This is a genomic window from Bradyrhizobium stylosanthis (genome assembly GCF_001641335.1).
GTDB classification, from domain to species: Bacteria; Pseudomonadota; Alphaproteobacteria; order Rhizobiales; family Xanthobacteraceae; genus Bradyrhizobium; species Bradyrhizobium stylosanthis.
The window spans coordinates 45,488-68,733 of the sequence record NZ_LVEM01000005.1; the positions used below are offsets into that span (position 1 = coordinate 45,488).

General features: G+C 65.7%; 19 protein-coding genes. 5 read left to right on the forward strand and 14 right to left on the reverse strand.

Annotated features, from left to right (window positions below; genetic code table 11):
* Position 1 precedes the first annotated feature (1 nt).
* From A7X65_RS31545 to A7X65_RS31580, 8 genes are all read right to left on the reverse strand, one after another.
* Positions 2-823 carry an ABC transporter permease gene (locus A7X65_RS31545; protein ID WP_063692708.1) on the reverse strand — a complete coding sequence of 274 codons (822 nt, stop codon included), beginning with the start codon at positions 821-823 and terminating at the stop codon, positions 2-4.
* A gap of 7 nt (positions 824-830) precedes the next feature.
* Entirely contained in the window at positions 831-1,637 is an 807-nt protein-coding gene (locus A7X65_RS31550; RefSeq protein ID WP_063692709.1) for an ABC transporter ATP-binding protein, read from the reverse strand.
* Positions 1,616-2,371: an ABC transporter permease gene (locus tag A7X65_RS31555; protein WP_063692710.1), complete on the reverse strand. Its 756-nt coding sequence runs from the start codon at positions 2,369-2,371 to the stop codon at positions 1,616-1,618. Before A7X65_RS31555 ends, A7X65_RS31550 begins: the two co-directional genes overlap by 22 nt.
* A gap of 5 nt (positions 2,372-2,376) precedes the next feature.
* Positions 2,377-3,339 (reverse strand): ABC transporter substrate-binding protein, encoded by a 963-nt coding sequence (locus A7X65_RS31560; protein WP_063692712.1) that lies wholly within the window; start codon positions 3,337-3,339, stop codon positions 2,377-2,379.
* Between the two features lie 50 nt (positions 3,340-3,389).
* Complete coding sequence (locus tag A7X65_RS31565; protein ID WP_063692713.1) at positions 3,390-4,118, reverse strand: GntR family transcriptional regulator; 729 nt, start codon at positions 4,116-4,118, stop codon at positions 3,390-3,392.
* A 105-nt stretch (positions 4,119-4,223) separates the two neighbouring features.
* Complete coding sequence (locus A7X65_RS31570) at positions 4,224-5,051, reverse strand: hypothetical protein (protein ID WP_245323994.1); 828 nt, start codon at positions 5,049-5,051, stop codon at positions 4,224-4,226.
* Between the two features lie 256 nt (positions 5,052-5,307).
* Positions 5,308-7,758, reverse strand: coding sequence for an adenylate/guanylate cyclase domain-containing protein (locus A7X65_RS31575; protein WP_063692717.1), 2,451 nt, complete (start codon positions 7,756-7,758; stop codon positions 5,308-5,310).
* Between the two features lie 234 nt (positions 7,759-7,992).
* A complete protein-coding gene (locus A7X65_RS31580) occupies positions 7,993-10,056 on the reverse strand; it encodes an AsmA family protein (RefSeq protein WP_063692718.1) in 2,064 nt (687 codons plus the stop codon).
* Between the two features lie 235 nt (positions 10,057-10,291).
* On the opposite strand from A7X65_RS31580, the gene A7X65_RS31585 reads away from it, so the two are divergent.
* Positions 10,292-10,966 carry a Crp/Fnr family transcriptional regulator gene (locus A7X65_RS31585; protein ID WP_063692720.1) on the forward strand — a complete coding sequence of 225 codons (675 nt, stop codon included), beginning with the start codon at positions 10,292-10,294 and terminating at the stop codon, positions 10,964-10,966.
* Positions 10,967-11,055: 89 nt separating this feature from the next.
* Here A7X65_RS31585 and A7X65_RS31590 read toward each other — a convergent pair whose 3' ends face one another.
* The 4 genes from A7X65_RS31590 to A7X65_RS31605 all read right to left on the reverse strand — a co-directional run bounded on the left by A7X65_RS31590 (position 11,056) and on the right by A7X65_RS31605 (position 17,654).
* On the reverse strand, positions 11,056-14,205 hold the full coding sequence (locus A7X65_RS31590) for an efflux RND transporter permease subunit (RefSeq protein ID WP_063692721.1): 3,150 nt from the start codon (positions 14,203-14,205) through the stop codon (positions 11,056-11,058).
* A complete protein-coding gene (locus tag A7X65_RS31595) occupies positions 14,205-15,134 on the reverse strand; it encodes an RND family efflux transporter (RefSeq protein ID WP_063692723.1) in 930 nt (309 codons plus the stop codon). Before A7X65_RS31595 ends, A7X65_RS31590 begins: the two co-directional genes overlap by 1 nt.
* 158 nt (positions 15,135-15,292) lie before the next feature.
* On the reverse strand, positions 15,293-15,967 hold the full coding sequence (locus A7X65_RS31600; RefSeq protein WP_063692724.1) for an OmpA family protein: 675 nt from the start codon (positions 15,965-15,967) through the stop codon (positions 15,293-15,295).
* Between the two features lie 148 nt (positions 15,968-16,115).
* Positions 16,116-17,654 (reverse strand): caspase family protein, encoded by a 1,539-nt coding sequence (locus tag A7X65_RS31605; RefSeq protein ID WP_063692726.1) that lies wholly within the window; start codon positions 17,652-17,654, stop codon positions 16,116-16,118.
* 391 nt (positions 17,655-18,045) lie between these two features.
* Between A7X65_RS31605 and A7X65_RS31610 the strand changes: the two genes are divergently transcribed.
* Positions 18,046-18,852 carry an N-acyl homoserine lactonase family protein gene (locus A7X65_RS31610; protein WP_063692728.1) on the forward strand — a complete coding sequence of 269 codons (807 nt, stop codon included), beginning with the start codon at positions 18,046-18,048 and terminating at the stop codon, positions 18,850-18,852.
* A gap of 110 nt (positions 18,853-18,962) precedes the next feature.
* Here A7X65_RS31610 and A7X65_RS31615 read toward each other — a convergent pair whose 3' ends face one another.
* Both A7X65_RS31615 and A7X65_RS31620 read right to left on the reverse strand, forming a co-directional pair.
* Positions 18,963-19,619: a DUF6064 family protein gene (locus A7X65_RS31615; RefSeq protein WP_063692729.1), complete on the reverse strand. Its 657-nt coding sequence runs from the start codon at positions 19,617-19,619 to the stop codon at positions 18,963-18,965.
* Positions 19,620-19,767: 148 nt separating this feature from the next.
* Entirely contained in the window at positions 19,768-20,310 is a 543-nt protein-coding gene (locus A7X65_RS31620; RefSeq protein WP_063692730.1) for a MarR family winged helix-turn-helix transcriptional regulator, read from the reverse strand.
* Positions 20,311-20,419: 109 nt separating this feature from the next.
* On the opposite strand from A7X65_RS31620, the gene A7X65_RS31625 reads away from it, so the two are divergent.
* From A7X65_RS31625 to A7X65_RS31635, 3 genes are read left to right on the forward strand one after another with little or no spacing between them, the layout of a single operon-like run.
* Positions 20,420-22,036 carry an FAD-dependent oxidoreductase gene (locus A7X65_RS31625; RefSeq protein WP_063692731.1) on the forward strand — a complete coding sequence of 539 codons (1,617 nt, stop codon included), beginning with the start codon at positions 20,420-20,422 and terminating at the stop codon, positions 22,034-22,036.
* Positions 22,037-22,045: 9 nt separating this feature from the next.
* The gene (locus tag A7X65_RS31630) at positions 22,046-22,270 is read left to right on the forward strand and encodes a DUF2783 domain-containing protein (RefSeq protein WP_063692733.1); all 225 of its coding nucleotides are present in this window, start codon (positions 22,046-22,048) and stop codon (positions 22,268-22,270) included.
* 18 nt (positions 22,271-22,288) lie between these two features.
* Complete coding sequence (locus tag A7X65_RS31635; protein WP_063692735.1) at positions 22,289-23,245, forward strand: MBL fold metallo-hydrolase; 957 nt, start codon at positions 22,289-22,291, stop codon at positions 23,243-23,245.
* Position 23,246: the final 1 nt, after the last annotated feature.

Sequence of the window (23,246 nt, forward strand, 5' to 3'; positions counted from 1 at the left end):
CTCACGTCGCCGGCTGCATCGCGCCGGCTGCGACGTCGTCGTTGGCCTGGCCGGCGCGGGTGCCGGTCTGCCAGATCGCCGCCTTGCCCTCGATCCAGCGGATCACGGCGTTGAAGCCGATGGCGAGGAACAGCACGAGCAGCACGCCCGCAAACACGTGCGCGCTGTCGAGGATCGTGCGGTAGCGCGAGATCAGATAGCCGATGCCGGCCGAGGAGATCAGCATCTCCGAGACGACGACGCCGACGATCACCAACGCGCCGCCGACACGCAGGCCGGACAGCACCGTCGGGATCGCTGCGGGAATGATAACGCGGACCAGCCGCTGGCTCAGTGTCGCGCCCATGCTGCGGGCCGCGAGCAGGAGCTGCGGGTCGATGGTCTGGATGCCGGCGGCGGTCGCCAGCATCGTCGGCAGGAAGCCGTAGATCGAGGCAAACGCGATCTTGGACTCCGAGCCGATGCCGAGCCATACGGTGAAAACGGGATAGAGGATCACCAGCGGCACCGCATAGAGGCTCGACACCATCGGCATGATCAGGACGCGCGGGCGCGGCAGGCTGCCGACCACGGCGCCAAGCAGGATGCCGCCGCCGCAGGCGAACGCCATCGAGACCACGACCTCGTAAAGCGTGACCGCGAGCGCGTGACCATATTCGCCGGCGTCGGTCCATCCGGCAATCAGTGTGGACGAGAGCGAGGGCAGGAACAGCTCGGGAATGAGCCCGGCACGCGGCAGCAGCTCCCACAACGCGATCAGGCCGATCACGATCAGATATCGCAACGTCTTTGCACTTATTCTGGCACTGATCCTGGCACTCATCGTCGTCTCACGCCGATTTGCGGATATGCCGCCAGATGCGGTCGCGCAGGCTTCCGAATGCATCGCCGCTGAGCATCTCGTAGGTCCGGGGCCGCGGCAGCTGGACCTGAAGATGGTCTACGATGCGGCCGGGCCGCGCCGACATCACGATCACCTCGTCGGCGAGATAGACGGCTTCGGTGAGGCTGTGCGTGACGAAGACGACCGTCTTGCCGGTCGCCGCCCAGATCCGCAACAGCTCGTCGCCCATGGTCATGCGCGTCTGCTCGTCGAGCGCTGCGAACGGCTCGTCCATGAGCAGCACCGGCGGATCCTGCACCAGCCCGCGCGCGATCGAGACCCGCTGCTTCATGCCGCCCGAGAGTTCGTGCGGATGGCGCTTGCCGAAACCTTCGAGCCCGACCAGCTTGAGCGCATCCTGCGCCTTGGCGCGGCGCTCGGCCTTGGGGACTCCCCGCAGCGCCAGCGGAAACTCGACATTGTCCTCGGCCGTCAGCCACGGAAACAGGCTCGCCTCCTGGAACACCACGCCGACCCTGTCGGGGTCGGGTTGCAGGATCGGCGCGCCGTTGATGGTGATGGTGCCCGCGGTCTGCTGGCGCAGGCCCGCCATCATCATCAGAAGAGTGGACTTGCCGCAGCCGCTGGGACCGACCAGCACCACGAAACGGCCGGGCTTGATCTCGAGCGAGACGTCCTCCAGCGCGACGACGTCCTGCGACCGGGTCCTGAAGACCTGGCCGACATTTTTCACCTCGATTGCGCCGGCGCGCGCCGCCGGCTTGAGCGGGGTCACGTTCGCCAATGGCTGCATCGCGTTTCCACCCATCTGACAAGTTCGTTGAAGGTCATGGCGATCGCGGCGACCATGACGACGCCGGCGAGAAGCTGCTTCATCTGGAAGTTTTCGCCCCAGGTCGCGATCTGGTGGCCGATGCCGTCGCGCGAGGCGTACATCTCGGCAAGGATCACGCCGGTGAGGTTGAAGATCATGGAGATCCGCAAGGCCTCCAGCAGCACCGGCAGCATGCTCGGCAAGTAAACCCGGAACGCCGTCTGCCACGGCGTGGCACCATAGGAGCGCGCTACCGTGAGATGCTCGACCTTGACCGATTCCACCGCCGTCGTGGTCGACATGATCACGATGAAGATGGTCGAGAAGAAGCCGAAGCCGACCTTCTGGGCAAAGCCGACGCCGAACACCAGGATGAACATCGGCAGGAAGATCGATTTCGGGATGCTGAAGGCGAAGAACAGCAGCGGCTTGGCGACGTCGGCGAAGTAGCGGTTCTCCGCGACCAGGAAACCGATCAGCGCGCCGACGGGTACGGCCAGCGCGAACGCCGCCAGCACCTCGGTCGCGGTGACCATCAGGTCCTTCTGCACCGCGGCGCGCTGCAGAAGATCGCCGAGCGTGACGAAGGTGTCGGATGCGGACGGCAGCAGGCGCGGATTGACGATGCCGGTGCGCGACAGCAGCTCCCACAGCGCCAGGATCGCGACGATGATCGCGATCCGCGCGAGGTTGATGGCAAGCGTGCCCTGCATCGCCGTTACTTGGTCGGGACCGGCTTGAACTTGGTCGAGATCACGTCCTCGGACGGTACGATGTCCTTGAGCCCGCCAAGCTTGGCGAGATCGAGCGAGAGCTGCACGGCCGCATTCACGTTCGCCGCGCCCATGTCGCCGCTGGTCTCGAGCTTCATGATCGTGTTGTCGTATTCGAGGCCGGCGATTTCCGGCGGCATCTCGTACAGTTCCGCGATCAGCTTGACGGTGACGTCGCGGTTGGCGCGCATGAACGCAACCGCGCCATAGAGCGCGTTCACCGCCTTCTGCACCAGCTGGGGCTTCGTCTCGGCGAGCTTGTCGAGCACGATCCACCCAGCGGTGAGATTCGGCGGCACCGCGGTCGAATAGTCGAGGATGGTCTTGGCCTCGCCGGATTTCGAGATCTGGAAGCTCAGCGGCGAATAGACCACGGCGGCCTCGACATTGCCGGCGAGCAGGTTCGGCACCAGGCCGCCGCCGCCGACGGGGACGCGCGTGAAGTCGATCTTCTTGTCCTGGATGGTCCACAGCGCAAGCAGGTCCGAGCCGGAGCCGGCCGCGGTGATCGCCACCTTCTTGCCGTTGAGGTCCTTGACGTCGAGCGTCGATTTGGCCGGCACCATCAACTGCCAGCCGAAATTGCCCATCGCGGCGTTGGCGACGATGCGCGACATGACGCCCTTCTTGCGCCCGGCGGAGACCAGCGAGGGTGGATCGAGGATGATGTCGGCCGCGCCTGCAGCCATGCCCTCGAAGGTTTCGGCGCCGCTGCGGTAGATGGTCAGCTCGGCCTGGATGCCTTCCTTCTCGAACAGTTTCTGGCGCACCGCCGTCTCGGCGATCGTCGTCGGCCAATAGGTTTTCGTGGGCAGGCCGACCCGAATGGTCTCGGCGGCGCTCGCCGGGCCGGCGAGAAGTGCGGCGGCGACGAGCGATAGCAACGCGTGACGGCGATTGATCTTCATTATTTTCCTCCCGGGGTCGTTTTTTTGTGTGCCCGATTTCTTGGGGATCGTCAGGTCGTGCGGCTCACCTCCGCGATGCGCGAGGCGGCGAGCTCGACGAACTCCTTGGTGATGCCGAAATGCTGCGACAGTGCGCGAACCGCCGCGTCTGCATCGCGCTTCGTCACGGCCGCGACGATCGCCTCGTGCTCGGCCTCGACGTCGCGCGGCTTGCCGCCGACCTCGCGGCGGATCGACAGACGGCGATATCTTTCGCTTTGCTCGTGCAGCACGTCGCGGAAGCCGAGCAGCCATGGCGAGCCGCAGGCATTGACCAGCGCACGATGGAAGATGCGGTGACGGATCACCCATTCCTCGTAATGCACCGTGGGATCATCGGGATAGCGATAGGGAACGGCTTTCAGATCCGCCCACGCCGACTTCACCAAGGCGAGCCAGGACTCGTCGCCCTGCTCGATCGAGCGGCGCAGTGCGAGCCCCTCGATGTCGATCCGGGTCTGGGTCACGTCGGCCAGATCGGCGAGCGACACCGGGCTGACGCGGAAGCCGCGCTGGTCGGAGGCCTGAACGAGACCGTCGGCAACGAGGCGCGACAGCGCCTCGCGCACCGCGGCAAGGCTGACTGAGAACTGCTTGGCGAGGCCGGCGATATGCAGCTTCTGGCCCGGCAGCAGCCGCGTCGCCAGAATGTCGGCGCGCAGCCGCTCGTGCAGCGCCGATGTCAGGCTGCGCGGGCCATCCGATAGGTTTCCGGACATGTCGAACTGAAGCGGACCCATGCGGCGATGATTGCAAGGCGTCGCCGCGCGGTCAACAGAAAATCGAAAATCGATTTTTTCTAGCGTATGGGTTGAGCGTTTGCAGCCGTTGCACGCGCGCCGTCATCACCCGCAGGCCCAGTCGAACTTCATGTCCCTGAAGTCGAGCTGCGCATTGCCGCCACCGAAATTGTAGCCGCCGAAATATTCCTCGAACTCGACGTAGAACGGGCTCATCTCCGGCTCGGCCTGGGACGGCCGCATGGTGCCGCCGAGATGGTTGGGGGCGTGGTCCTTGGCCCAGTCGTGCATGCGGTAATTATCGGCGTTCGGCACGCCGCCGACGAAATAGAAATAGGACTGGTAGCCGGTCGGCGGGTTCTTGCGGACGTGCTCGTCCTGCGGGCCCTTGCCGGCGTTGGGATCGCTCGCGCGCGGCGACATCGCAATCGCGCGGGTCTCGCCGAGATCGGTGCGCGGCGGCGTCGCGAACATCTTCCTCGCGTAAGGCGCGGCGGCCTCAAAGAAGGCGCTGGCGCTTCCGACGTCGAGCCAGCGCGGCTGCTCCGCCGTCGCCAGCGCAAGCGGCACCGGCGGCGTCGCCAATGGGCCTTCGTATTCGGCCCTGGTCAGCAGCAGTGCGGCATATTCGTAGTCGAGAATGTCGCTCATGCGCGACAGACGCGGATGCGATGGCCGCGCCATTACGGCTTCGCGGATTTCAGGATCGTCGGGCGCGCCGCCGTCATTGTGATCGGGCGCCGTGGCGAAGAACGACACAGCGACGATGTCCGCGCCATGCACGCGATAGTCCTCCGGCAGCAGCAGCGTGAAGCCGTGCATCAGAGGAAAACCGGTGACGGGATCGAGCGGCCATTGCTCGCTGCTGATGCCCGGCGGCAGCCCGTAGACCCAGCCCTGGTCGCGCGCGCGGTCGACGGGGCGGTCCAGCATCTGCAGATCATACGCACGCGAAGGCAAGGCAAGCGCCACAGTCCGTCTCCCACGAATCCGCCTCGCCGTTGAGGCGATGGTTAGTCGCGGGGAGCAGAGATGTGGTTCGTCGGAGGCTGAGAGAGGGTGCCACGCCGCCGGTGTTTTGCCCGACGCGTCAAACCGATTGGGCGCACGCGAGAGGCGCGCGCAAGTCCTTGATTCCACAGCACCGGTCTACTGTGCATGGGGTTGTTTTCGAAGTTTGTGCTGGAGGCTACCCGCGTCGCCGCGCCGCCGCGGCAGCATCCACCACGTTCTCCACTTCCTCGCGCCAGTTCAGGATCTCCATCGCCAGCACCGGGTGATTGAAGCCCTTGAGCTGGAGATCGTCGAGGGCGCGGGCTTCGACCCAGGGCTCGACGATGCCGTAGACGCGGCGGCTGGCCACGATCTGGTTGGGCTTGGCCTCGCTGCAGAGGCGGGAGGCGAGGTTGGTGACGCTGCCGATCGCGGCGTATTCCAGCCGCTGCTCGAAGCCGACCTGGCCGAGCGTGGCATAGCCGACCGCGATGCCGATGCCGAAGCCGAGGCTGTGCCCGCGGTTGCGCCAGCGCTCGGTCAGCGGGCCGATGGTGTCGCGCATCTCCACCGCCATCCGCACGGCGCGCTGGGTGTGATCCTCGAACTGGATCGGCGCGTTGAACAGGATCATCACGCCGTCGCCGGCATATTTGTCGAGCGTGCCTTCGTATTTGAAGATCAGCTTGCCGAGCGCGGCGTGATATTCGCGCAGCACGTTCATCGCCTCTTCCGGCTCGGTCGCTTCCGTGAACGCGGTGAAGCCGCGCAGGTCGCAGAACACCACGGTGACCTCGCGACGCTGGCTGGTGAGCAGCCCCTCGGGGCTGTCGGAGGAGGCGATCAGCTGCGCCACCTGCGGCGCCAGGAAACGCTCGAGCTTGCGGATGCGCTCGATCTCGCCGAGCTGCGTCTTGACGCGCTCCTCCAGCGACTTGTTCCAGTCCTTGAGCTGCTCGGTCTGCACGCGCAGCTTGTCGGCCTGGGCGCGCACGGTCTCGTTCGCGGTCTCCAGCGCGTGGCTCTTGTGATCGACCTCGGTGAACAGCCGCGCATTGCGCATCGCCAGCACGGCCTGGTTGGCGAAGGTGCGCATCAGGCCGATGAGGCTGCCGGCGAACTCGCCACCGGCGCGGCGCAGCACCACCAGCGAGCCGAGCGTGCCCTGCTGGTCCACCAGCGGCACCACCAGCACCGAGTGGAAGCCGGCCTCGACCGCGGCGTCGCGCAGCGGCTGCCCGGGTGCATGTTCGAGATCGGCGATCGCGATCGGCTCGCCGCTGCTGGCGGCATCGCTCAGGATGTTCTCGCCTTCCTCGATGGTGATATGGGCGCCCTCGACGGACCCGTCGATGCCGTTGGAGTCCACGAGGTTGAAGCGGCGCGTCTCGGCGTCATAGCCGTAGATCAGCACGGCGTCGGCATGGGTGATCTCGATCGCGCGCGCCGCGATCGTCGGCAGCACGGCGTTGAGATCGAGCGAGGACGAGACCGCGCGGCCGACCTCTTCCAGCACCTTGAGTTCGTGGTTCGACTGCGCGAGATCGCGGGTGCGCTCCTCGACCTTGGTTTCCAGGTTCGAATAGGTCTCCTGCAGCTGCGTGGCCATGCGGTTGAACTGGCCGGCAAGGTCCTCCAGCTCGTCGGAGGTGTGCACGTCGATGCGGTGGCTGAAATCGCCCTCGCCGAGCTTGTGCGCGCCGTCGCGCAGCGCCGTGATCGGAATGATCATGCGGCGCGCGAGCAGCGTGCCGGCGAGGATTGCGACCATCAGGCCCATGCCGATCAAGAGCGCGATGCGCACCAGCTGGTCGCGGATCGGCATCAGGGCCTGCGTGGTCGGCTGCTCGAACAACACGCTCCAGCCGAGCTTGGGCACGGTGCTCGCCGCGCTCATCACGGCGTGGCCGTTGAAGTCGGTGCCGGACGTCTCGGATTCGCGCCCGGGCGCGATCGCGGCCGCGACCTGCGGCAGCTTCGACAGGTCCTTGCCGACGTCAGGCCCCTTCGACGACGTCGCCAGCACCCGGCCGCGCGGATCGACCACATAGGCGAACGCCGCCTTGCCGACTTGCGCGTCGGACAGGAAGTCGGAGAGGAAGCCGAGATCGATCTCGGCGACCGTGACGCCGGCGTTGAAACCGGAATGCGCCACCGAGATCGACATCAACGGCGTGCGGTCGGAGAACCAGGCCGGCGCATAGCTGACGCCGCGCGCGACCGTGTCGGTGAAGCGCATGTCGCGGGACAGGTCGGCATTTCCGCCGGTCGTGGTCGACTGGCGCGAGACGCGCAGCACCTCGCGGCCGTCGCCGTTGAGCTGGAACAGCTGGTTGACGACCGAGACCTGGTGCAGCAGCGAGGCATAGTCGGCGCGGCGCTTCTCGAGCGTGTCCTGGCTCGCCCGCGTCACCCAGCTGATCTGGCGCTCGAGCTCGGAGATCGACTGTTCGATCCGCCGGGCGGCGCCTTGCGCCTTGTCCTCCAGCCCGTCCGTCAGCTGGGTCTTGGTGGCGCGATAGGAGATCCAGGTCTCCATCGCACCGTTGACGGCGAGCACGAACACGACGAGGCCGACGAGGGAGACGACATATTTGGCGAACAGGCCCTCGCGCAGAAACCGTGTCTTGTCGTTCGCCCCTGCCATCCGGATCCTCTCGCGCCGCCACCAAGGCCGGCGCTTTGGGCCGCACGGGCCCCGGCCGCCCTTTTATCACAATTTGGGACAGCGGACCCGAGGACCGCCGGTGTGGTTACCTGTTGTGGACGCCGGGACAGGCGGCGGGGTGGTGAATTGTCGCAGCCTCATCCGTTCGGAGGAAGCAGCGGGCGGGTCGGCCGATGTAAGGGGATTGGCGTGAAATCCAGCCCGGTCCGCCCATCATCGATTGAAGAGCTGCCGCAGCACGTCGTTCATCGGCTGGCTATCCTGCTGCGCCACCGGCGAGTCCTCCTGGGCGGGGGGCGCCGGCGAAGCCTGCGGCGCCGGGGTCGAGGAGGGTGCCGGCAGGCTTCGGCTGCGGCCGGTGCCCGTCGCGGTGCCGGCTCCGGTTCCGGCGCCGCTGGACAGCCCCTGCTGGATCAGATTGCCGATCGCCTCGCCGAGCGGGCCGCCGAGCAGATTGTTCTGCCCCGGTTGCTGGGCTTGCGGGTTGGCGCCACCGGCCGCGTTGCCGCCCGGTGCGGCAGTGCCGCCAAGCCCCAGGCTTCCCAGGATATTGCCGAGCCCGGCGCCGTCGGGGCCGAACAGGCCCTTGCCCATCTCGCGCAGCTTGGCATAGGCGGCGTCGGGATTGTCCAGCATGCCGGCCATGTCGGGGTAGATCTTCGGCTGCGACCAGCTGCCCTGGATCATCACGGGGATGCCGAAGCCGACCGGCTCGTTCGTGCGGCCCTGGCCTTCGGTCGTCATCACGAGCTTGGGCTCGACGCGAAAGCCCATCATCTTGGTGTCGAGCGCGATGGTGCCGGCGCCGGTGACGCGCACCAACGGTCCGATCAAATTGAGATCGGTCGTCACGGCCTGACCCTTGTCGATGCGGAACGAGGCCGAGAGCTGCGACAGATCCGTGCTCTGCTCCTGGCTGGCGTTCTGGCTATCCTGCCAGCCGGACAGCGTGCCGGTCGTCAGCGAGCGGATCATCTGCGCGACATTGATGCCGCGGATCGCGCCGTCCTGGAAATTGACGAACGCCGTGCCCTGCATGTTCGCCATCAGCGCGCGCTGGCTGGTGCCGGCGCTGCGCAAGGCGAGCTTGGCCTGCAGCTTGCCGTCGATCCGGTCGAATTCGGCAAGGCCCTGCAGCAGCGGCAGCGCGCGCACGCCGACGAGGTCCGAATGCATGGCGAAGCTCGGTGCGCCGGTGGTCGCGTCCAGGATCACTTCTCCGGAGACCTGGCCGCCATAGGCGCCGAGATTGGCGGTGCCGGCCTTCAGCACACCGCCCGCAAGCTTGGCATCGAGCGCAAGCGGCGCGAGGCGGGCATCGCCGATCACCGCCTCGTTCGCGGAGACCCGCACCTGCGCGTCGACATAGTTCAGCCCGGACACGTCGATCGGCGCATTGCTCCAGGGCTGTCCCGGCGCGCCGTCAGGCGTTTTCGCCAGCGGGATTGCGAGGCGCTGGAAATCCAGATCGACCTTGACCAGGGGCTTGCTGGCGATGTCGACCGAGGCCCAGCCGTTGAAGGCGCCGTCGCCGAGCCTGCCGCTCACGCCGTTGATCATCAGGACGTCGCCGTTCAGCCGCATCTCGGCATGACCGTTGAGCTGGGACTTCAGCACGTCGGGCATGTCGATGGCGAAATCCACCGGAATGGTCGGCCGTTCGGCCGGCGGTGCCGGCGTAGTCGCCTTGATGTCGAACTTGGTCGGGTGATCGCCGACGCGCGCGGTGCCGGTGATGTTGACCTTGCGGTCGCCGCCAACGACGGCATCGGCATTGATGGCGCTGATGCGGCCCTCGACGCGGTCACGCAGCCGCGCGAATGCGACCTCGCCGTCGATGACCTTGACGCGGTCGATGGTCGCACCGGCCGTGTCGAGCGTAACAGGCTTCGACGTGCCGCCGGCGTTCGGCAGGCGCTCGCGCAGCAGCGGCTGGTAGAGCACGGGATGGGTGACGATGAGCTCGCTGACCTTGGGGCTGCCCGACCACACGCTGGAGAGCGACATGTCGGCCTGCACGCTGTCGACGGTCAGGCGTGTGATGCCGCTGCGGTCCTTGGGGTCCTGGAGCGTGAGGTCGTTCAGCGTGACGTTCAGCGTCGGCCAGAGGCTGATCTTCGTGGTGCCGTCGATCGACAGGCGATAGCCGGTGGCGCTCTCGACCCGCGCGGCAATGGTCGAGGTCAGGAAGCCCGAGGGGATGCCGACCACGAGCAGAATCGCGATCACGATGATGACAGCGGCGACCGCGGCGCCGGCGAATTTCACAGCTCTCATGTCGACTTTCCAACGACGGACGAACGGCGCCGAAACCGGCCGCTCACCCGTCTCTTGCGCGTGAGTTTATCCCCGGACGGGAAGCGGCTCCAAGCGGTCAAAAATAGTCAGGGGGTGCTGCAAAGTTATGTGACTTATGACACACTTCCCCGGCGCGGTTTTACGCGATCCTGATCTTGATGGTTCCAAGCGATTTGCCGGTGAAATTGACGAGCGAATTCACAAGGACGTTGAAATGAGCAAACAGGCCGAATTTGCGGTCATCCTGAAGATGAACCCGATGTTCGCCGATCTCGGCGCGGACGAGCTCCAGCGGCTGTCCAATCTCTGCCACACCCAGCATCTGGCGAACGGCGAGGTGCTGTTCCAGAAGGGCGATGCCGGGGACGCGCTGTTCGGCGTGCGCCGCGGCCAGGTCCGCATCGAGACCGGCGCCTCCGACGGCAGCCGGCTGACGCTGAATTTCATGGGTCCCGGCGACCTGTTCGGCGAGGTTGCGGTGCTGGACGGCCAGGACCGCACCGCGGATGCGACGGCGGGTGAGGCCAGCGAATTGTTCGTGCTGCGGCGCGAGGACTTCCTCGGCTTCCTCGAACGCGAGCCGAAGGTCGCGATCAAGATCATCTCGCTGCTGTGCCAGCGCATCCGCTGGCAGAGCGAGCGCATGGAAGAGTCCATGCTGCAGCCGCTGCCGGTGCGCCTCGCGCGGCGGCTCTGCGCGCTCGCCGCGGATTTCGGCTCCGAGGTGCATATCTCGCAGGAGCAGCTCGGCGTCTTCGTGGGTGCCGCCCGCGAGAGCGTCAACCGCCAGCTCCAGGCCTGGCGCAAGGAAGCGATCCTGGATCTGCAGCGCGGCCGGATCCTGCTGCGGAACATGACCAAGCTGACCGCGATCGCTCGGAACGAGTAGGCTCGTCCAGGCTGCTTTGCATGTAATGCAACGTCAGTCATTCAGATCACGGATAAGGGGCGGCTGATGGCCGCCCCTTCGCGCGAATCCTATTCCGCCGCAGGGTGCACCATGTTCTTCGAGACGGGCGGGGCGTCCGCATCAGAAGCCCCGTGATGACCGTCCGTCTCCGCGTCCTCGCTGTGCACGATCAGGCGCTTGCCGAAGCGCCAGATCAGGGCGCCGAGATCATCCATCACCATGAACATCGCGGGCACGAACACCAGCGACAGGATGGTCGAGAAGATCAGGCCGCCGATCACCGCGAGTGCCATCGGCGAGCGGAACTCGCCGCCGGCACCGACCGCGAGCGCGCTCGGCATCATGCCGGCGGCCATCGCGATCGTGGTCATCACGATCGGGCGGGCGCGCTTCATGCCGGCGTCGATCATGGCTTCGTCGCGCGGCTTGCCGGCGTGAATGGATTCGATCGCGAATTCCACCAGCATGATCGCGTTCTTGGTGACGATGCCCATCAGCATCAGGATGCCGATCCACACCGGCGTGGTGAGTTGCTTGCCGGTGACGAGCAGGGCGGCGATCGCGCCGCCGATCGAGAGCGGCAGCGAGAACAGGATGGTGATCGGCTGCAGGAAGGTGCCGAACAGCAGCACCAGCACGGCATAGACCATCATCAGGCCCGCCGTGATCGCGGTGGCGAAGCCGTCGGACAGTTCGTTCAGGCTTTCGGCGTCGCCGGACGGTGAGACCTTCACGCTCTTCGGCAAGGTCTTCATCACCGGCAGGTCGTAGATCTTCTTGGTGGCGTCGCCGAGCGCGGCGGAGCCGACGAGGTCGGCTGCGACGGTGGCCTGCCGTTCGCGGTCGTAGCGGTTGATGCTGGTCGGACCCTGGTCGAGCTTGACGTCGGCGATGACCGAGAGCGGCACGCCGCCCTTCTCGCCGCGCTCGCCGAGCGGCACCCGCAACTGCTCCAGCGTCTTCAGGTTGGCGCGCGCGGCGTCCTCGAGCTGCACGCGGATCGGCACCAGGCGGTCGCCGACGTCGAACTTGGCGAGCGCGGGCCCGACGTCGCCGATGGTGGCGACGCGAATGGTCTGCGACAGGCTTTCGGTCGAGACGCCGAGACGTGCGGCGAGATCGGCGCGCGGCTCGATGCGCAGCTCCGGCCGCTCCAGCGTGGTTTCCGAGATCACGTTGGAGATGGTCGGAATCCGCTTCATCTGCGTCGCGAGCTCGCTGGCGACGTTGTTGACGATGTTGGCGTCGACACCGGTCACGACCAGCGAGATGGCGCGCAGGCCGTTCTCGTCGAGGAACCAGAAGCGGATGTCCGGAATGTTCTCCAGCTCCTGGCTGATCGAGAATTCCAACTCGCGCTGGGTGATGTCGCGATCGGCCTTGGGCGTGTAGTTGATGATCAGGGCGGCGCGGCGGACTTCCTGGGTGCCCGGCGGGACGCGGCCGCCATCGACGAAGATGCTCTTCACCTCGGGCCGCTTGCGCAGCCGGGCGACGATGTCCTCGGTGACCTTCTCGGTGTAGGCGAGCTGGGTGCCCGGCGGCAGCTCGAGCGCCAGCAGCGAGCGCGCGCTGTCCTGCGCGGGCAGGAAGCCCTGCGGCAGCAGCGTGATGCTCCAGATCGAGGCGGCGAAGATACCGAAGCCGATCAGCACCGTGATGAAATAATGCTTCACCGACCAGGCCACGATCCCGTGGTAGGACCGCAGGATGCGGCCGGGCGGCGGTTCTTCGTGATTGCCGTGCTTGAGAAAATAGGCGGCCAGCACCGGTGTCACGAAGCGCGCTGCGAGCAGCGAGAAGAACACCTGCACCGAGACGGTGATGCCGAACTGCTTGAAGAACTGTCCGGCAATGCCGGACATGAAGCTCGCCGGCGCGAAGATCGCGATGATGGTGAGCGAGATCGCGATCACCGCGAGGCCGATTTCGTCGGCGGCCTCCAGCGCGGCACGGTAGGGCGACTTGCCCATGTTCATGTGCCGGACGATGTTCTCGATCTCGACGATGGCATCGTCGACGAGGATACCCGTCGACAGCGTGATGGCGAGGAAGCTGACGAGGTTCAGCGAGAAGCCGAGCAGGTCCATCGCCCAGAACGCCGGGAAGATCGATAGCGGCAGCGAGATCGCGGCGATGATGGTGGCGCGCAGGTCGCGCAGGAACAAGAGCACGATGACCACGGCGAGGATGGCGCCCTCGAACAGGGTGGAGATCGCCGCTTCGTAATTGCCGTTGGTGTATTCGACCGAGCTGTCGATCAGCTTGAGGTCGACGTCGGGATAGGCGGCCTTGAGTGCGTCGATGCGCTTCTGCACGGCGGCGGCGACCTTCACGTCGCTGGCGCCCTTGGAGCGCTTGATGCCGAGCGCGACCACCGGCTCACCGTTGAAGCGGGCGAAGGTGCGGCGGTCGGCGATGGTGTCGGTGACGGTGCCGAGATCGTCGAGCCTGACCTCGCCGCCGCCGAACAGCGGGACCATGGTGCCGGCAAGATCGCCCAGCGTCTTGGCGCCGGCCAGCGTGCGGATCGCCTGGTCGTTCTTGCCGATCTCGGCGCGGCCGCCGGCGACGTCGACATTGGTGCCGCGCAGGCTCTGGCTGACATTGACGGCGGTGAGCCCCATCGCCTGCAGGCGGTCGGGATCAAGCGACACCAGAATCTCGCGCTCGACACCGCCGATGCGCTCGACCTGGGCGACGCCGCGCACGCCCTGCAGCGCGCGCTTGACCACGTCGTCGACGAAATAGGAGAGCTGCTCCGGCGTCTTGCCGGGCGAGATCGCGGCATAGGTGACGATCGGCAGGCCGATCACGTCGACGCGCTGGATCAGCGGCTCGGTGACGTTCTGCGGCAGGTTCGAGCGCACGCGCGTCACCGCGTCCTTGACGTCGTTGAGCGCGCGGTCGGTGTTGGTCTCCAGCGCGAACTGGATCGTGGTCAGCGACAGGCCGTCGGTGATCTGCGAGGTGATGTGCCTGACGCCCTCGACGCCGGACACCGCGTCTTCAATGGTCTTGGTGACCTGGGATTCGAGCTCGGCGGGCGCAGCTCCAAACTGCGACACTGCGACCGAGATCACGGGGATGTCCGCCGAAGGCAGCCGCGTCACCGCGAGCTTCACGAAGGAGGTCCAGCCGAGCACCAGCAGGATGATCGAAAAGACGACCGACGGCAGCGGATGACGAATAGACCATGCCGAAATATTGAGAGCCATCAGCGTACCCGCGTGCGATCGAGTTCATCGGCGAACATGGTCTTGATCTGGTCGCCGTCATGCAGCGAAGAGCCGGCGTCGGCCACGACGATTTCGCCGACGTCGAGGCCCTCCAGGATTTCCGTCGCGGTGTCGGACGACAGTCCGACCCGCACCTTGCGCGTCTCGACAATGTTGCCTTTGACGACCTGCACGGTGAGGTGGTCGATGGCGGTCTTGGGGACCGCCACGCCGCAGCTTCGCTTGGCGTCGATCGAGGCGCGCGCGAACACGCCGACCTTCAGCGAGGGATTGTTGGTGACGCTGATGCGGACGCGGCCGAGCTGCGTGGTTCGGTCGATCTCGGGCGAGACCAGCCGCACGCGTCCGATCAGATCGGGCGCGTCGTCGCGGCTGATGCGCACGGTCGCGCCGGCACTGAGCTTGGGCATGTGGACCGCCGGAACCTGGGCGTCGAGTTCGATCTCGTTGTTGACGGCGATGCGGAACATCGGGCCGGCCTGCGGCGAAGCGGGCGCGCCGACGATGGTGCGGACCTCGGTGACGAGACCCGGCGCGGGCGCCTTCAGCGAGATCGGGCCTTGCGGTCCGGGCCGCTGCGGCTGGCCGGGGATCTGCGGCGGCGGGGTCAGTCGCGCCAGCTCCTGATTGTCGGTGACCATGGTGCCTTCGGTGACGAAGAGGTCGGTGACCCTTGAGCCTTCCTGGTCGGCGACGACCACGGCCTCGCGGCGCGGTACGAAGAAGCCGGTCACGCGCACGAGGTCGGAGAAGCAGGCATTGGTCGACTTCGTCACGATGACGAGCGCCTCGCTCGGCGTCTCCTTCACCTCGGGACGGCGCCGGTGCTCGAACAGATAATAGCCGAGGCCGAGCGCAACGACGAAGGCCACGGTTCCGGCCGGCTTGAGATATTCGGAAAGGTTCATCGCCGGATCATCCTGGCCTGGCTCACGGCCGTCCGTACGAGGCCCATGCAGAGCGTTTCCCTGAAATAAAGCGGCGTCCCGCAAGGCTGCGGGACGCGCTTCGCAAGCGAGACTTTACACCACATCACGACGGGTCACTGCAAAGGATTGCGTCGTGCTTACTTCGATGCGGTGGTCTTGTTTTCCATGTTGACGACCTGCACCCGGCGATTGACCTCGGCCATGGGCTGGCCCGGGTCCTTCAGCTTGCTCTTGCCGTAGCCGACGGTGACGAGATCGGTCGCGGAAATGCTGTACTTCTCCACGAGGTAGCGCTTGATCGAATCCGCGCGGCGCTCCGACAGGTCCTGGTTGTAGGACTCGCCGCCGGCGGCGTCGGTGTGGCCGGCGACCACGAAGGTCGAGCCTTTCAGATCGGGGCTGGTCAGCGCGCGGCCGAGCGCCTGCACGGAAGCCATCGACTTGGCGCTGATATTGGCCGAGTTGTAGTCGAAGGTGATCTCGAGATCGATATTCGGCTTGTCCTTCGCGACCGAGGCGATCTCCTCGCGCTCGGTCGAGGACAGCGAGCGGGTCGAGCGGCCACGCACGGACTGGATCAGCTTGGTCTCGGCCGCGTTCGGCGCGGGGTCGGCCTGCGGAGCGCCGATCGAGAGGCCGCGGGTCAGCGGCTTCTTCGCCGGCGGCGCCAGCGCGCGGACGATCTCGTCTTCGGTGACGTTCTTGCTGTTGCCGTCATCGCCGGCGAACGCGGGGGCGGCTTGCAACGACAGCGCGGCGCCGATGGCCATGACCGAGAGGATGGCGGTAAGTCCCTTTGCAGCCAATTTCATAGCTCGTCCCTCCTGCGCGCCGAAGCTCGCGTGGTTCCAAATTCCTGCCATTGGCCCCCCCGGGAAAGGCCGCCTGCGGCATCCGACGGTTAGTCTTCCGAGGGCCGTCCAGGGTTCGAGGCGTCGATCGCCTCAGCTCAAAAAAATACTAGCGTACTCCGTAGCTTGCGAATTCCTGAACGATGTTCGGATCCATCGCTTTGGCGTTCGCAATATCCAGCGCCCCTTCCTGGGCGGAGCCGTTCCGCTGCTTGGCGATGCCCCGTCCGTAGAGCGAGGAGGTCAGGCGCGGGTTGATCCGCAGGGCCGCGTCGAAATCGGCGATCGCGTTCTTGACCGCTCCGGACTTCAGATTGACGAGCCCGCGGCTGTCCAGCGCATCGACGAAGTTCGGCCGCAGCCGCAGCGCCTCGTTGCAATCCTTCAGCGCGCCCTGGAGATCACCGACCACGGTGCGGGTCCAGCAGCGGTTGTTCAGCGCCTCGACGTCCTTCGAATTGATCCGGAGCGTGTCGTCGAAATCCTTGATGGCGAGGCTGTAGGCGCCCTTGCTGGCATAGACCTGGCCGCGCCGGTACAGCGCATTCACGTCGTCAGGATTGGCCGCGATCTTGGCCGTCAGGCCCTTGATGGTGGGGTCTTCGGCCAGCGCCGCCGCGCTCGGCCCGCTATCCATGCTCGGTGCGGGCGCGGGATCGGCGGGTTTCGCAGCCGGTGGCGGCGGCGGCAAGGCGGCCTCGACCTGCGGCTTCGGCGCTGGCGCCGGGGCCGGTGCGGGCGGAGGGGGAGGCGCTGGAGCGGCGGCCGTGTCGGCCGGCTTCGGCGGTGGAGGTGGTGAGGGCGGCGCAGGCGGTGCCGGCGGCGGATTGTTCGCGACCACCGGCGGCGCGGGTGGTGGTGGGGTCGTCGTCGTCGCGGTCGGACGCGACCCGGCGGCCCCCGGAATGAAGGAGAAATCCTCGGCGAGCGACGAGGAGATCCACGGCACCTGCTCGCCGCGCGAGGCGCGGGTGACGCCCATCTTGGTGCGGTTCAACGTCTCCTCGGCCATCAGGTCGGGGACGCGAATTTCCTTGAGCAGTTCCTGGACGAACAGGCTGTGGTCGCCGCCGGCATCGGAGACCACCGAGGCCAGCGCCGCCGAATACATCACCAGCGTGCCGTTCGGAGCGATGACGGGCGTAAGCCCGGCCGAGAAGCTGCGGAACCGGCGTTCGAACGGGTTGCGCCGGGAGGCATCGATCAATGCGATCTTGACGCCGGCACCGCGGGTGTTGAGCTCGCCGAGCACGGTCTCGAGGCTGAAACCGTCGCGACGCACGTCGGATTCGGTCCAGATCTGCGCATCGACCGGTAGCATGTAGCTCTGGCGCGCCGACTGGATGCCGAAGCCGCTGTAGAACACCAGCGCCACCGAGCCCGGCTTGATCTTGCCATAGAGCTTGTCGAAGGCGCGGCGCATGCCGTCGCCGGTCAGGTTCTCGCCGATCTCGACCGAGAAGCCGTCACGCTTGAGCTCGTCGGCGATGTCGCGCGCATCGTTGATCGGTTCCTTCAGTGGGGCATCGGCATCCGGATATTTGGCGTTGCCGATGACCAGCGCGTAGCGGTCGCCGGCCGCCAGCGATGGGGCCGTCGGTACGAGCGAAACGAGCAACGGGAGAAGGAGAAGAAAGCGAATTTTCATAATGAGCGCGGTCCAGCCAAAAAGGCGCCGTTCCAGCTTGCGCCGCGGCGACCTTAACTTACGCAATGTGCATTATCAAACCGGGGGAGGGGGGCGTCAACCGCTTGGAGATTCGGCATTATCGCGACGATTGATCGCAACGGAGCGGCGTACCGGCGAGGGGCTGGTGACGAAGATGAACCGGCCGTCATGATCGAGCTCGACGCGACGTGGTGGGGCATTGCGGCGGCCATGCTAGGGGATTCATGGCGACAAAAATGTGATTGGTCTCACATTGCAGCCTTGCGGTCGCAGCAGCCCCGGCTGTTTGACCTTTGCGGCGGACGATGGCTTGCTGCGTCCGGTCGTTCAGCTCCCCTTACAAAAAAGCAAGAGTAGAAAAGCAAGAGCCATGGGAAACGTCTACGAAATCTACGCTTTGCGCTATGCGACGATGTCGCCGCGTACCCCCAGCATGAACTTCCTGGCGCCCGATCCGCATGACAGCGCGGCGCAGGATCTCGACTACTTCGTTTGGCTGATCCGCGGTGGTGGCCGCGAGATTCTGGTCGACACCGGCTTCAATGCCGAGGAGGCGAGCGCGCGGGCGCGCAAGCTGACGCTCAATCCGGTCGATGCGCTGGAGCGCTTTGGCGTTGCGGCTTCGAGCATTCGCGACGTCATCGTGACGCATCTGCATTACGACCATGCCGGCAATCTCGACCGCTTCCCGAGCGCGCGCTTCCATCTGCAGGAGCGCGAGATGGCTTACGCGACGGGGCGCTGCATGTGCAACGGACTGCTGCGACATCCGTTCTCGGTCGAGCACGTCACGCAGATGGTGCGTCATGTCTATGGCGAGCGCGTCACGTTCTATTCGGGCGACGGCGAGGTCGCCCCCGGCGTCACCGTGCACCGCGTCGGCGGCCACTCCGATGGCTTGCAGGTGGTCAAGGTCGAGACCGCGCGCGGATCGGTGGTGCTCGCATCCGATGCCGCGCATTACTACGCCAATCTGCAGCGCCGCAGTCCGTTCCCGATCGTCTACAATGTCGGCGACATGGCCGTAGGCTGGGAGACGATCGAGCGCCTTGCCGGCCACCCCGATCGATTCATCCCCGGCCACGATCCGATCGTGACCGAGATCTATCCGCGTGCCAGCGACAAGGTCGATGCCTGGGCGCTGCACCTGCCGCCGTCGCGGTCGTTTGCGAAGTAGCGCGATGCCGCCCCTCATTCCGAGGAGCGCGCTCTTGTGCGCGTTTCGTGCACGCGGCCCCACGCCGTGGGCGTTGCTTCGTGACCCCGAGCAGACGTACACCTTGCGCTTCAGGCGGCTCGGACGTCCGACATCGCCCGCCGATCCCGGAAAATGATCACTGGTACGGCGATGCAGCCACTTACGAGGAGCAGCCAGTCTTGCGGCACCTTGAGAAGAATGGCGGCACTGCCGCCGATCAGTGACCAAACGAACGGGACAACCAAGAGCCAGCGAGGAACGGGGCGCACAGTCAACAGAAGCAGCCCGAACGTAAATATGGTCACCGGGCATGGCGTGACACCAAACATTGGTGTCTCGGGATATTGATGGCCGGTGGCCATGCCGATCAGTGGATAGATGATTGCCGCGTAAATGACGAGCGCCACGCCAATCCAAGCCGGCGTGGCGAATTCAAGGCCGAAACACAGGCGATTCTGATACGTGCCGGAATACATCAGACAAGCGCCTTGAAGAATGAACAACGTGCCGAAGAGGTACGCTGCCTTGTTGATCGGTGAGAAGAAAATACCGTGATAGGCGAACCCGGTCCAAAGCCACATGGCAGCCAAGACGCCCGCGATCACGCGATCGGCGTGTGATACTTTCCAAAAGAGAAGGGAGATGGCCAAGCCCCCCAGTAAGTAGGCGACAACCTGCACCGGCCAGATCGCGGTGTTGTAGTTCACGAATACGGACAGGAATTGCTCGGGACTAAACGGAAGCATGGCCTGCCCCTCAATCCCGACATGAAGTAGCCAAATGAGTGTCGGGCTTCTTGACCCTGATCAATCTCTCAAACGGCAATGCCACCTTTTGGCTCTCGGCGGTCCTTTGGCGTATGCTTCGGCGATGTCCGCCCCGTAGATGCGCGCCCTAATACGCCTGCTTCGCGTCCGCCTCTGCGCTGGTCTGGATCAGGTCGAGGCTCTCCTCGATCTTGCCGAGCAGCGCTGACAATTGCTTGCGTTCCTGCGCGGAGAGGCAGGCGAGGATCTCGTCCTCACGCCGCAGCAATTGCGGGAACAGCTCTTCATAGAGCGCGCGGCCCTTTCTGGTCAGTTGCAGGCGGAATTCGCGGCGGTCGGCTTCGTTCTCGACGCGCTCGATCAATCCTTCATTCAGCAGCGTGGTCACCGCGCGGCTGATGGTGGATTTGTGGGTGCGGGTGCATTGGGAGATGTACTGCGCGCTGCAGGCATCGTTGCGGAAGCCGAGCGTGGCGATCACGCGCCAGGCCGGAATGTCGAGGCCGTGGCGTTCCTGATATTCGACCGACAGCGCGGCGCTGACCTCCGCAGCCAGCCGGTTGAGGCGGAAAGGAACGAACTTGAACAGATCGAGCCGCGCCTTTGGCCGCGGCGAGGCCTCGCCGCCCTCCCGTGTCTTCAGCGCGATGTCGCTGGATGTCCTTGCCAAGGCAGCGCTCCGAATTCCAGTTGACGGCCGGCCGGCTCCGGTCCAAAATAGTTGCACGTGAGACTATCTAGCAGATCAGTCCCCTCCTGACCAGAGCCGAGGTTAGTGTATGGCGCCGGCCAATACGCATCAGGCCAAAACCCAGTTCGGCTATCGCCGCCACCCCGATCAGGATCGCCCCGGCCCAAGCCCGGCGGAGCATCCGGTCGTGATCGTCGGCGCCGGCCCGGTCGGCCTGTCGCTGGCGATCGATCTTGCCCAGCGCGGCCAGCGCGTCGTCCTCCTGGACGACGCCGACCGCATCGGCGAGGGCTCGCGCGCGATCTGCTTCTCGAAGCGGTCGCTGGAATATTGGGACCGCCTCGGCGTCGGCGACCGCATGGTCGACAAGGGCGTGGTGTGGAGCGTCGGCCGCATTTTCCACGGCGAACAGCAGCTCTACCAGTTCAACCTGTTGCCGGAAGACGGGCACAAGCGGCCGGCCTTCATCAACCTCCAGCAATATTACGCCGAGGCCTATCTGGTCGATCGCATCGGCGATCTGCCCGGGATCGACCTGCGCTGGCGCAACAAGGTGACGGCGCTCGAGCAGCGCAACGATTCCGCCCTGCTGACGATCGAGACGCCGGAGGGCGCCTATCGCCTGCAGGCGCAATATGTCGTCGCCTGCGACGGTGCGCGCTCCTCGCTGCGGCAGATGGTCGGCGCCGAGTTCGCGGGACAGGTGTTCGAGGACCAGTTCCTGATCGCCGACGTCAAGATGACCGCGGAATTCCCGACCGAGCGCTGGTTCTGGTTCGATCCGCCGTTCCATGCCGGACGCTCGGCGCTGCTGCACCGGCAGCCCGACGACGTCTGGCGCATCGACCTCCAGCTCAACCGCTATGCCGATCCCGTCGTCGAGAAGAAGCCGGAAAACGTGCGTCCGCGCATCGCGCGCATGCTCGGCCACGACAAGTTCGAGTTCGAGTGGATCTCTCTCTACAAATTCCAGTGCCGCCGGATGGATCGCTTCATCCACGGCCGCGTGATCTTTGCCGGCGATTCCGCGCATCAGGTCTCGCCCTTCGGCGCGCGCGGCGCCAATTCCGGACTCGAGGACGCGGAGAACCTGTCCTGGAAGATCGATCGCGTGCTGCGCGGCACCTCGCCCGCGAGCCTGCTCGAAAGCTATCATGTCGAGCGCAGCATGGCGGCGGACGAGAATATCCGCGAATCCACCCGCTCGACCGATTTCATGGCGCCGAACTCGCATCAGGAGGCGCGGCTGCGCAAGGCGGTGCTGTCGCTTGCGAAGGAAACCGAATTCGGCAAGCGCATGGTCAATGGCGGCAGGCTCTCGGTGCCGTGCAGCTACGATACGCCGCTGTCGTCACGCGACACGGACGCCTGGCGCGGCGGGCCGTCGCCCGGCTGTTCCATGCTCGATGCGCCCGTCGCCGGGCAGGGCTATCTGACGGATGCCTTCAGCAAGGGTGGAACGGACTTCACCTTGCTGTCGTTCAGCAATGGCGCGGTCTTTGAGGCGCCCGACGGCGTCAGGGATATCCGCATCGGCGGCGAGGGCGGGCTCGCCGATCCCTCCGGCCTTGTCGCCAAACGCTACGACGCAGAGCCGGGTGCAGCCTATTTGCTCAGGCCCGACGGCTATGTCGCGGCGCGCTTCCGTCATCCGACGCGCGAGGCGATCGCCTCGGCCCTGTCGCGGGCCGCAGGCCTGAATTGAGGTTTGGCAATGGCGCTTTCCACCAGCTCCAACTTCGCACGTCCCGACGATGCCTTCCGCGCCATCGTCGAGGCGCATCGTGGTCTCACCGAGGAGCAGAGTGCCGATTTCGACGCGGCGCTGGTGCTGATCCTCGCCAACCATATCGGCGACATCGGCGTGCTGCGCGAGGCGATTGGGCTCGCGAAACGCCGCATGATCGACGGCCAGCAGCAACAACAGCAACAACAGTAACCCCGTAAGGATGAATTGATGGCGAAGAACTTCGCGTCCACCGGCGATCTCTCCGAGAAGAAGATCACCTTCTCCGAGATCGGCACCGATCTCTATGCCTTCACCGCCGAGGGCGATCCGAACACGGCCGTGATCGTCGGCGACGACGGCTGCCTCGTGTTCGACGCGCAGGCGACACCGGCGATGGCGAACAAGGTGATCGAGCGCGTCAAGGCCGTGACCGACAAGCCGATCAAATACGTCGTGCTGTCGCATTATCACGCCGTGCGCGTGCTGGGCGCCTCCGCCTACAAGGCGCAAGGCATCGTCGCCTCGCAGGAGACCTATCGTCTCATCGAGGAGCGCGGCAAGCAGGATTGGGATTCCGAATACGGCCGCTTCCCGCGCCTGTTCCAGGACGCGCAGAGCATTCCCGGCCTGACCTGGCCGACGCTGACCTTCGAAGGCGAGATGTCGGTCTATCTCGGCAAGCGCGAGGTGCGGCTGATGCAGCTCGGCGCGGGCCACACCTCCGGCGACATCGTCGCCTGGGTGCCGGATGCGGAGGTGATGTTCTCCGGCGATCTCATCGAATATCACTCGGCCTGCTATTGCGGCGATGCGCATTTGCGCGAATGGCCGATGACCCTGAACGAGATCCGCAACTTCAATCCCAAGGCGATCGCGCCAGGTCGCGGCGATGCGCTCAAGGGCACCGCCACGGTGCGCGAGGCCATCGCCATGACGCGCGACTTTGTCACCTCGCTTTATGGCGCCGCCGAAATCTCGGTCGCGAAGGGCCGCACGCTGAAGGAATCCATGGCGGCGACGCGCGAGGTGATGGATCCGAAATTCCACAGCTTCGCCATCTACGAGCACTGCCTGCCGTTCAACGTGTCGCGCGCCTATGACGAAGCGTCGGGGATCGACGATCCCGTGATCTGGACCGACAAGCGCGACCAGGAAATGTGGGCCGCCCTGCAAGGAGGAGGATAGT

What these genes read in the sequence shown, in the direction of transcription:
- A7X65_RS31595 (WP_063692723.1), bottom strand. Translation starts at nt 15,134, where the DNA reads ATGAACCTTTCCGAATATCTCAAGCCGGCCGGAACCGTGGCCTTCGTC.
- A7X65_RS31565 (WP_063692713.1), bottom strand. Translation starts at nt 4,118, where the DNA reads ATGGGTCCGCTTCAGTTCGACATGTCCGGAAACCTATCGGATGGCCCG.
- A7X65_RS31605 (WP_063692726.1), bottom strand. Translation starts at nt 17,654, where the DNA reads ATGAAAATTCGCTTTCTTCTCCTTCTCCCGTTGCTCGTTTCGCTCGTA.
- A7X65_RS31555 (WP_063692710.1), bottom strand. Translation starts at nt 2,371, where the DNA reads ATGCAGGGCACGCTTGCCATCAACCTCGCGCGGATCGCGATCATCGTC.
- A7X65_RS31600 (WP_063692724.1), bottom strand. Translation starts at nt 15,967, where the DNA reads ATGAAATTGGCTGCAAAGGGACTTACCGCCATCCTCTCGGTCATGGCC.
- A7X65_RS31590 (WP_063692721.1), bottom strand. Translation starts at nt 14,205, where the DNA reads ATGGCTCTCAATATTTCGGCATGGTCTATTCGTCATCCGCTGCCGTCG.
- A7X65_RS31635 (WP_063692735.1), top strand. Translation starts at nt 22,289, where the DNA reads ATGGCGAAGAACTTCGCGTCCACCGGCGATCTCTCCGAGAAGAAGATC.
- A7X65_RS31550 (WP_063692709.1), bottom strand. Translation starts at nt 1,637, where the DNA reads ATGCAGCCATTGGCGAACGTGACCCCGCTCAAGCCGGCGGCGCGCGCC.
- A7X65_RS31610 (WP_063692728.1), top strand. Translation starts at nt 18,046, where the DNA reads ATGGGAAACGTCTACGAAATCTACGCTTTGCGCTATGCGACGATGTCG.
- A7X65_RS31630 (WP_063692733.1), top strand. Translation starts at nt 22,046, where the DNA reads ATGGCGCTTTCCACCAGCTCCAACTTCGCACGTCCCGACGATGCCTTC.
- A7X65_RS31580 (WP_063692718.1), bottom strand. Translation starts at nt 10,056, where the DNA reads ATGAGAGCTGTGAAATTCGCCGGCGCCGCGGTCGCCGCTGTCATCATC.
- A7X65_RS31615 (WP_063692729.1), bottom strand. Translation starts at nt 19,619, where the DNA reads ATGCTTCCGTTTAGTCCCGAGCAATTCCTGTCCGTATTCGTGAACTAC.
- A7X65_RS31585 (WP_063692720.1), top strand. Translation starts at nt 10,292, where the DNA reads ATGAGCAAACAGGCCGAATTTGCGGTCATCCTGAAGATGAACCCGATG.
- A7X65_RS31570 (WP_245323994.1), bottom strand. Translation starts at nt 5,051, where the DNA reads ATGCTGGACCGCCCCGTCGACCGCGCGCGCGACCAGGGCTGGGTCTAC.
- A7X65_RS31625 (WP_063692731.1), top strand. Translation starts at nt 20,420, where the DNA reads ATGGCGCCGGCCAATACGCATCAGGCCAAAACCCAGTTCGGCTATCGC.
- A7X65_RS31575 (WP_063692717.1), bottom strand. Translation starts at nt 7,758, where the DNA reads ATGGCAGGGGCGAACGACAAGACACGGTTTCTGCGCGAGGGCCTGTTC.
- A7X65_RS31545 (WP_063692708.1), bottom strand. Translation starts at nt 823, where the DNA reads ATGAGTGCCAGGATCAGTGCCAGAATAAGTGCAAAGACGTTGCGATAT.
- A7X65_RS31560 (WP_063692712.1), bottom strand. Translation starts at nt 3,339, where the DNA reads ATGAAGATCAATCGCCGTCACGCGTTGCTATCGCTCGTCGCCGCCGCA.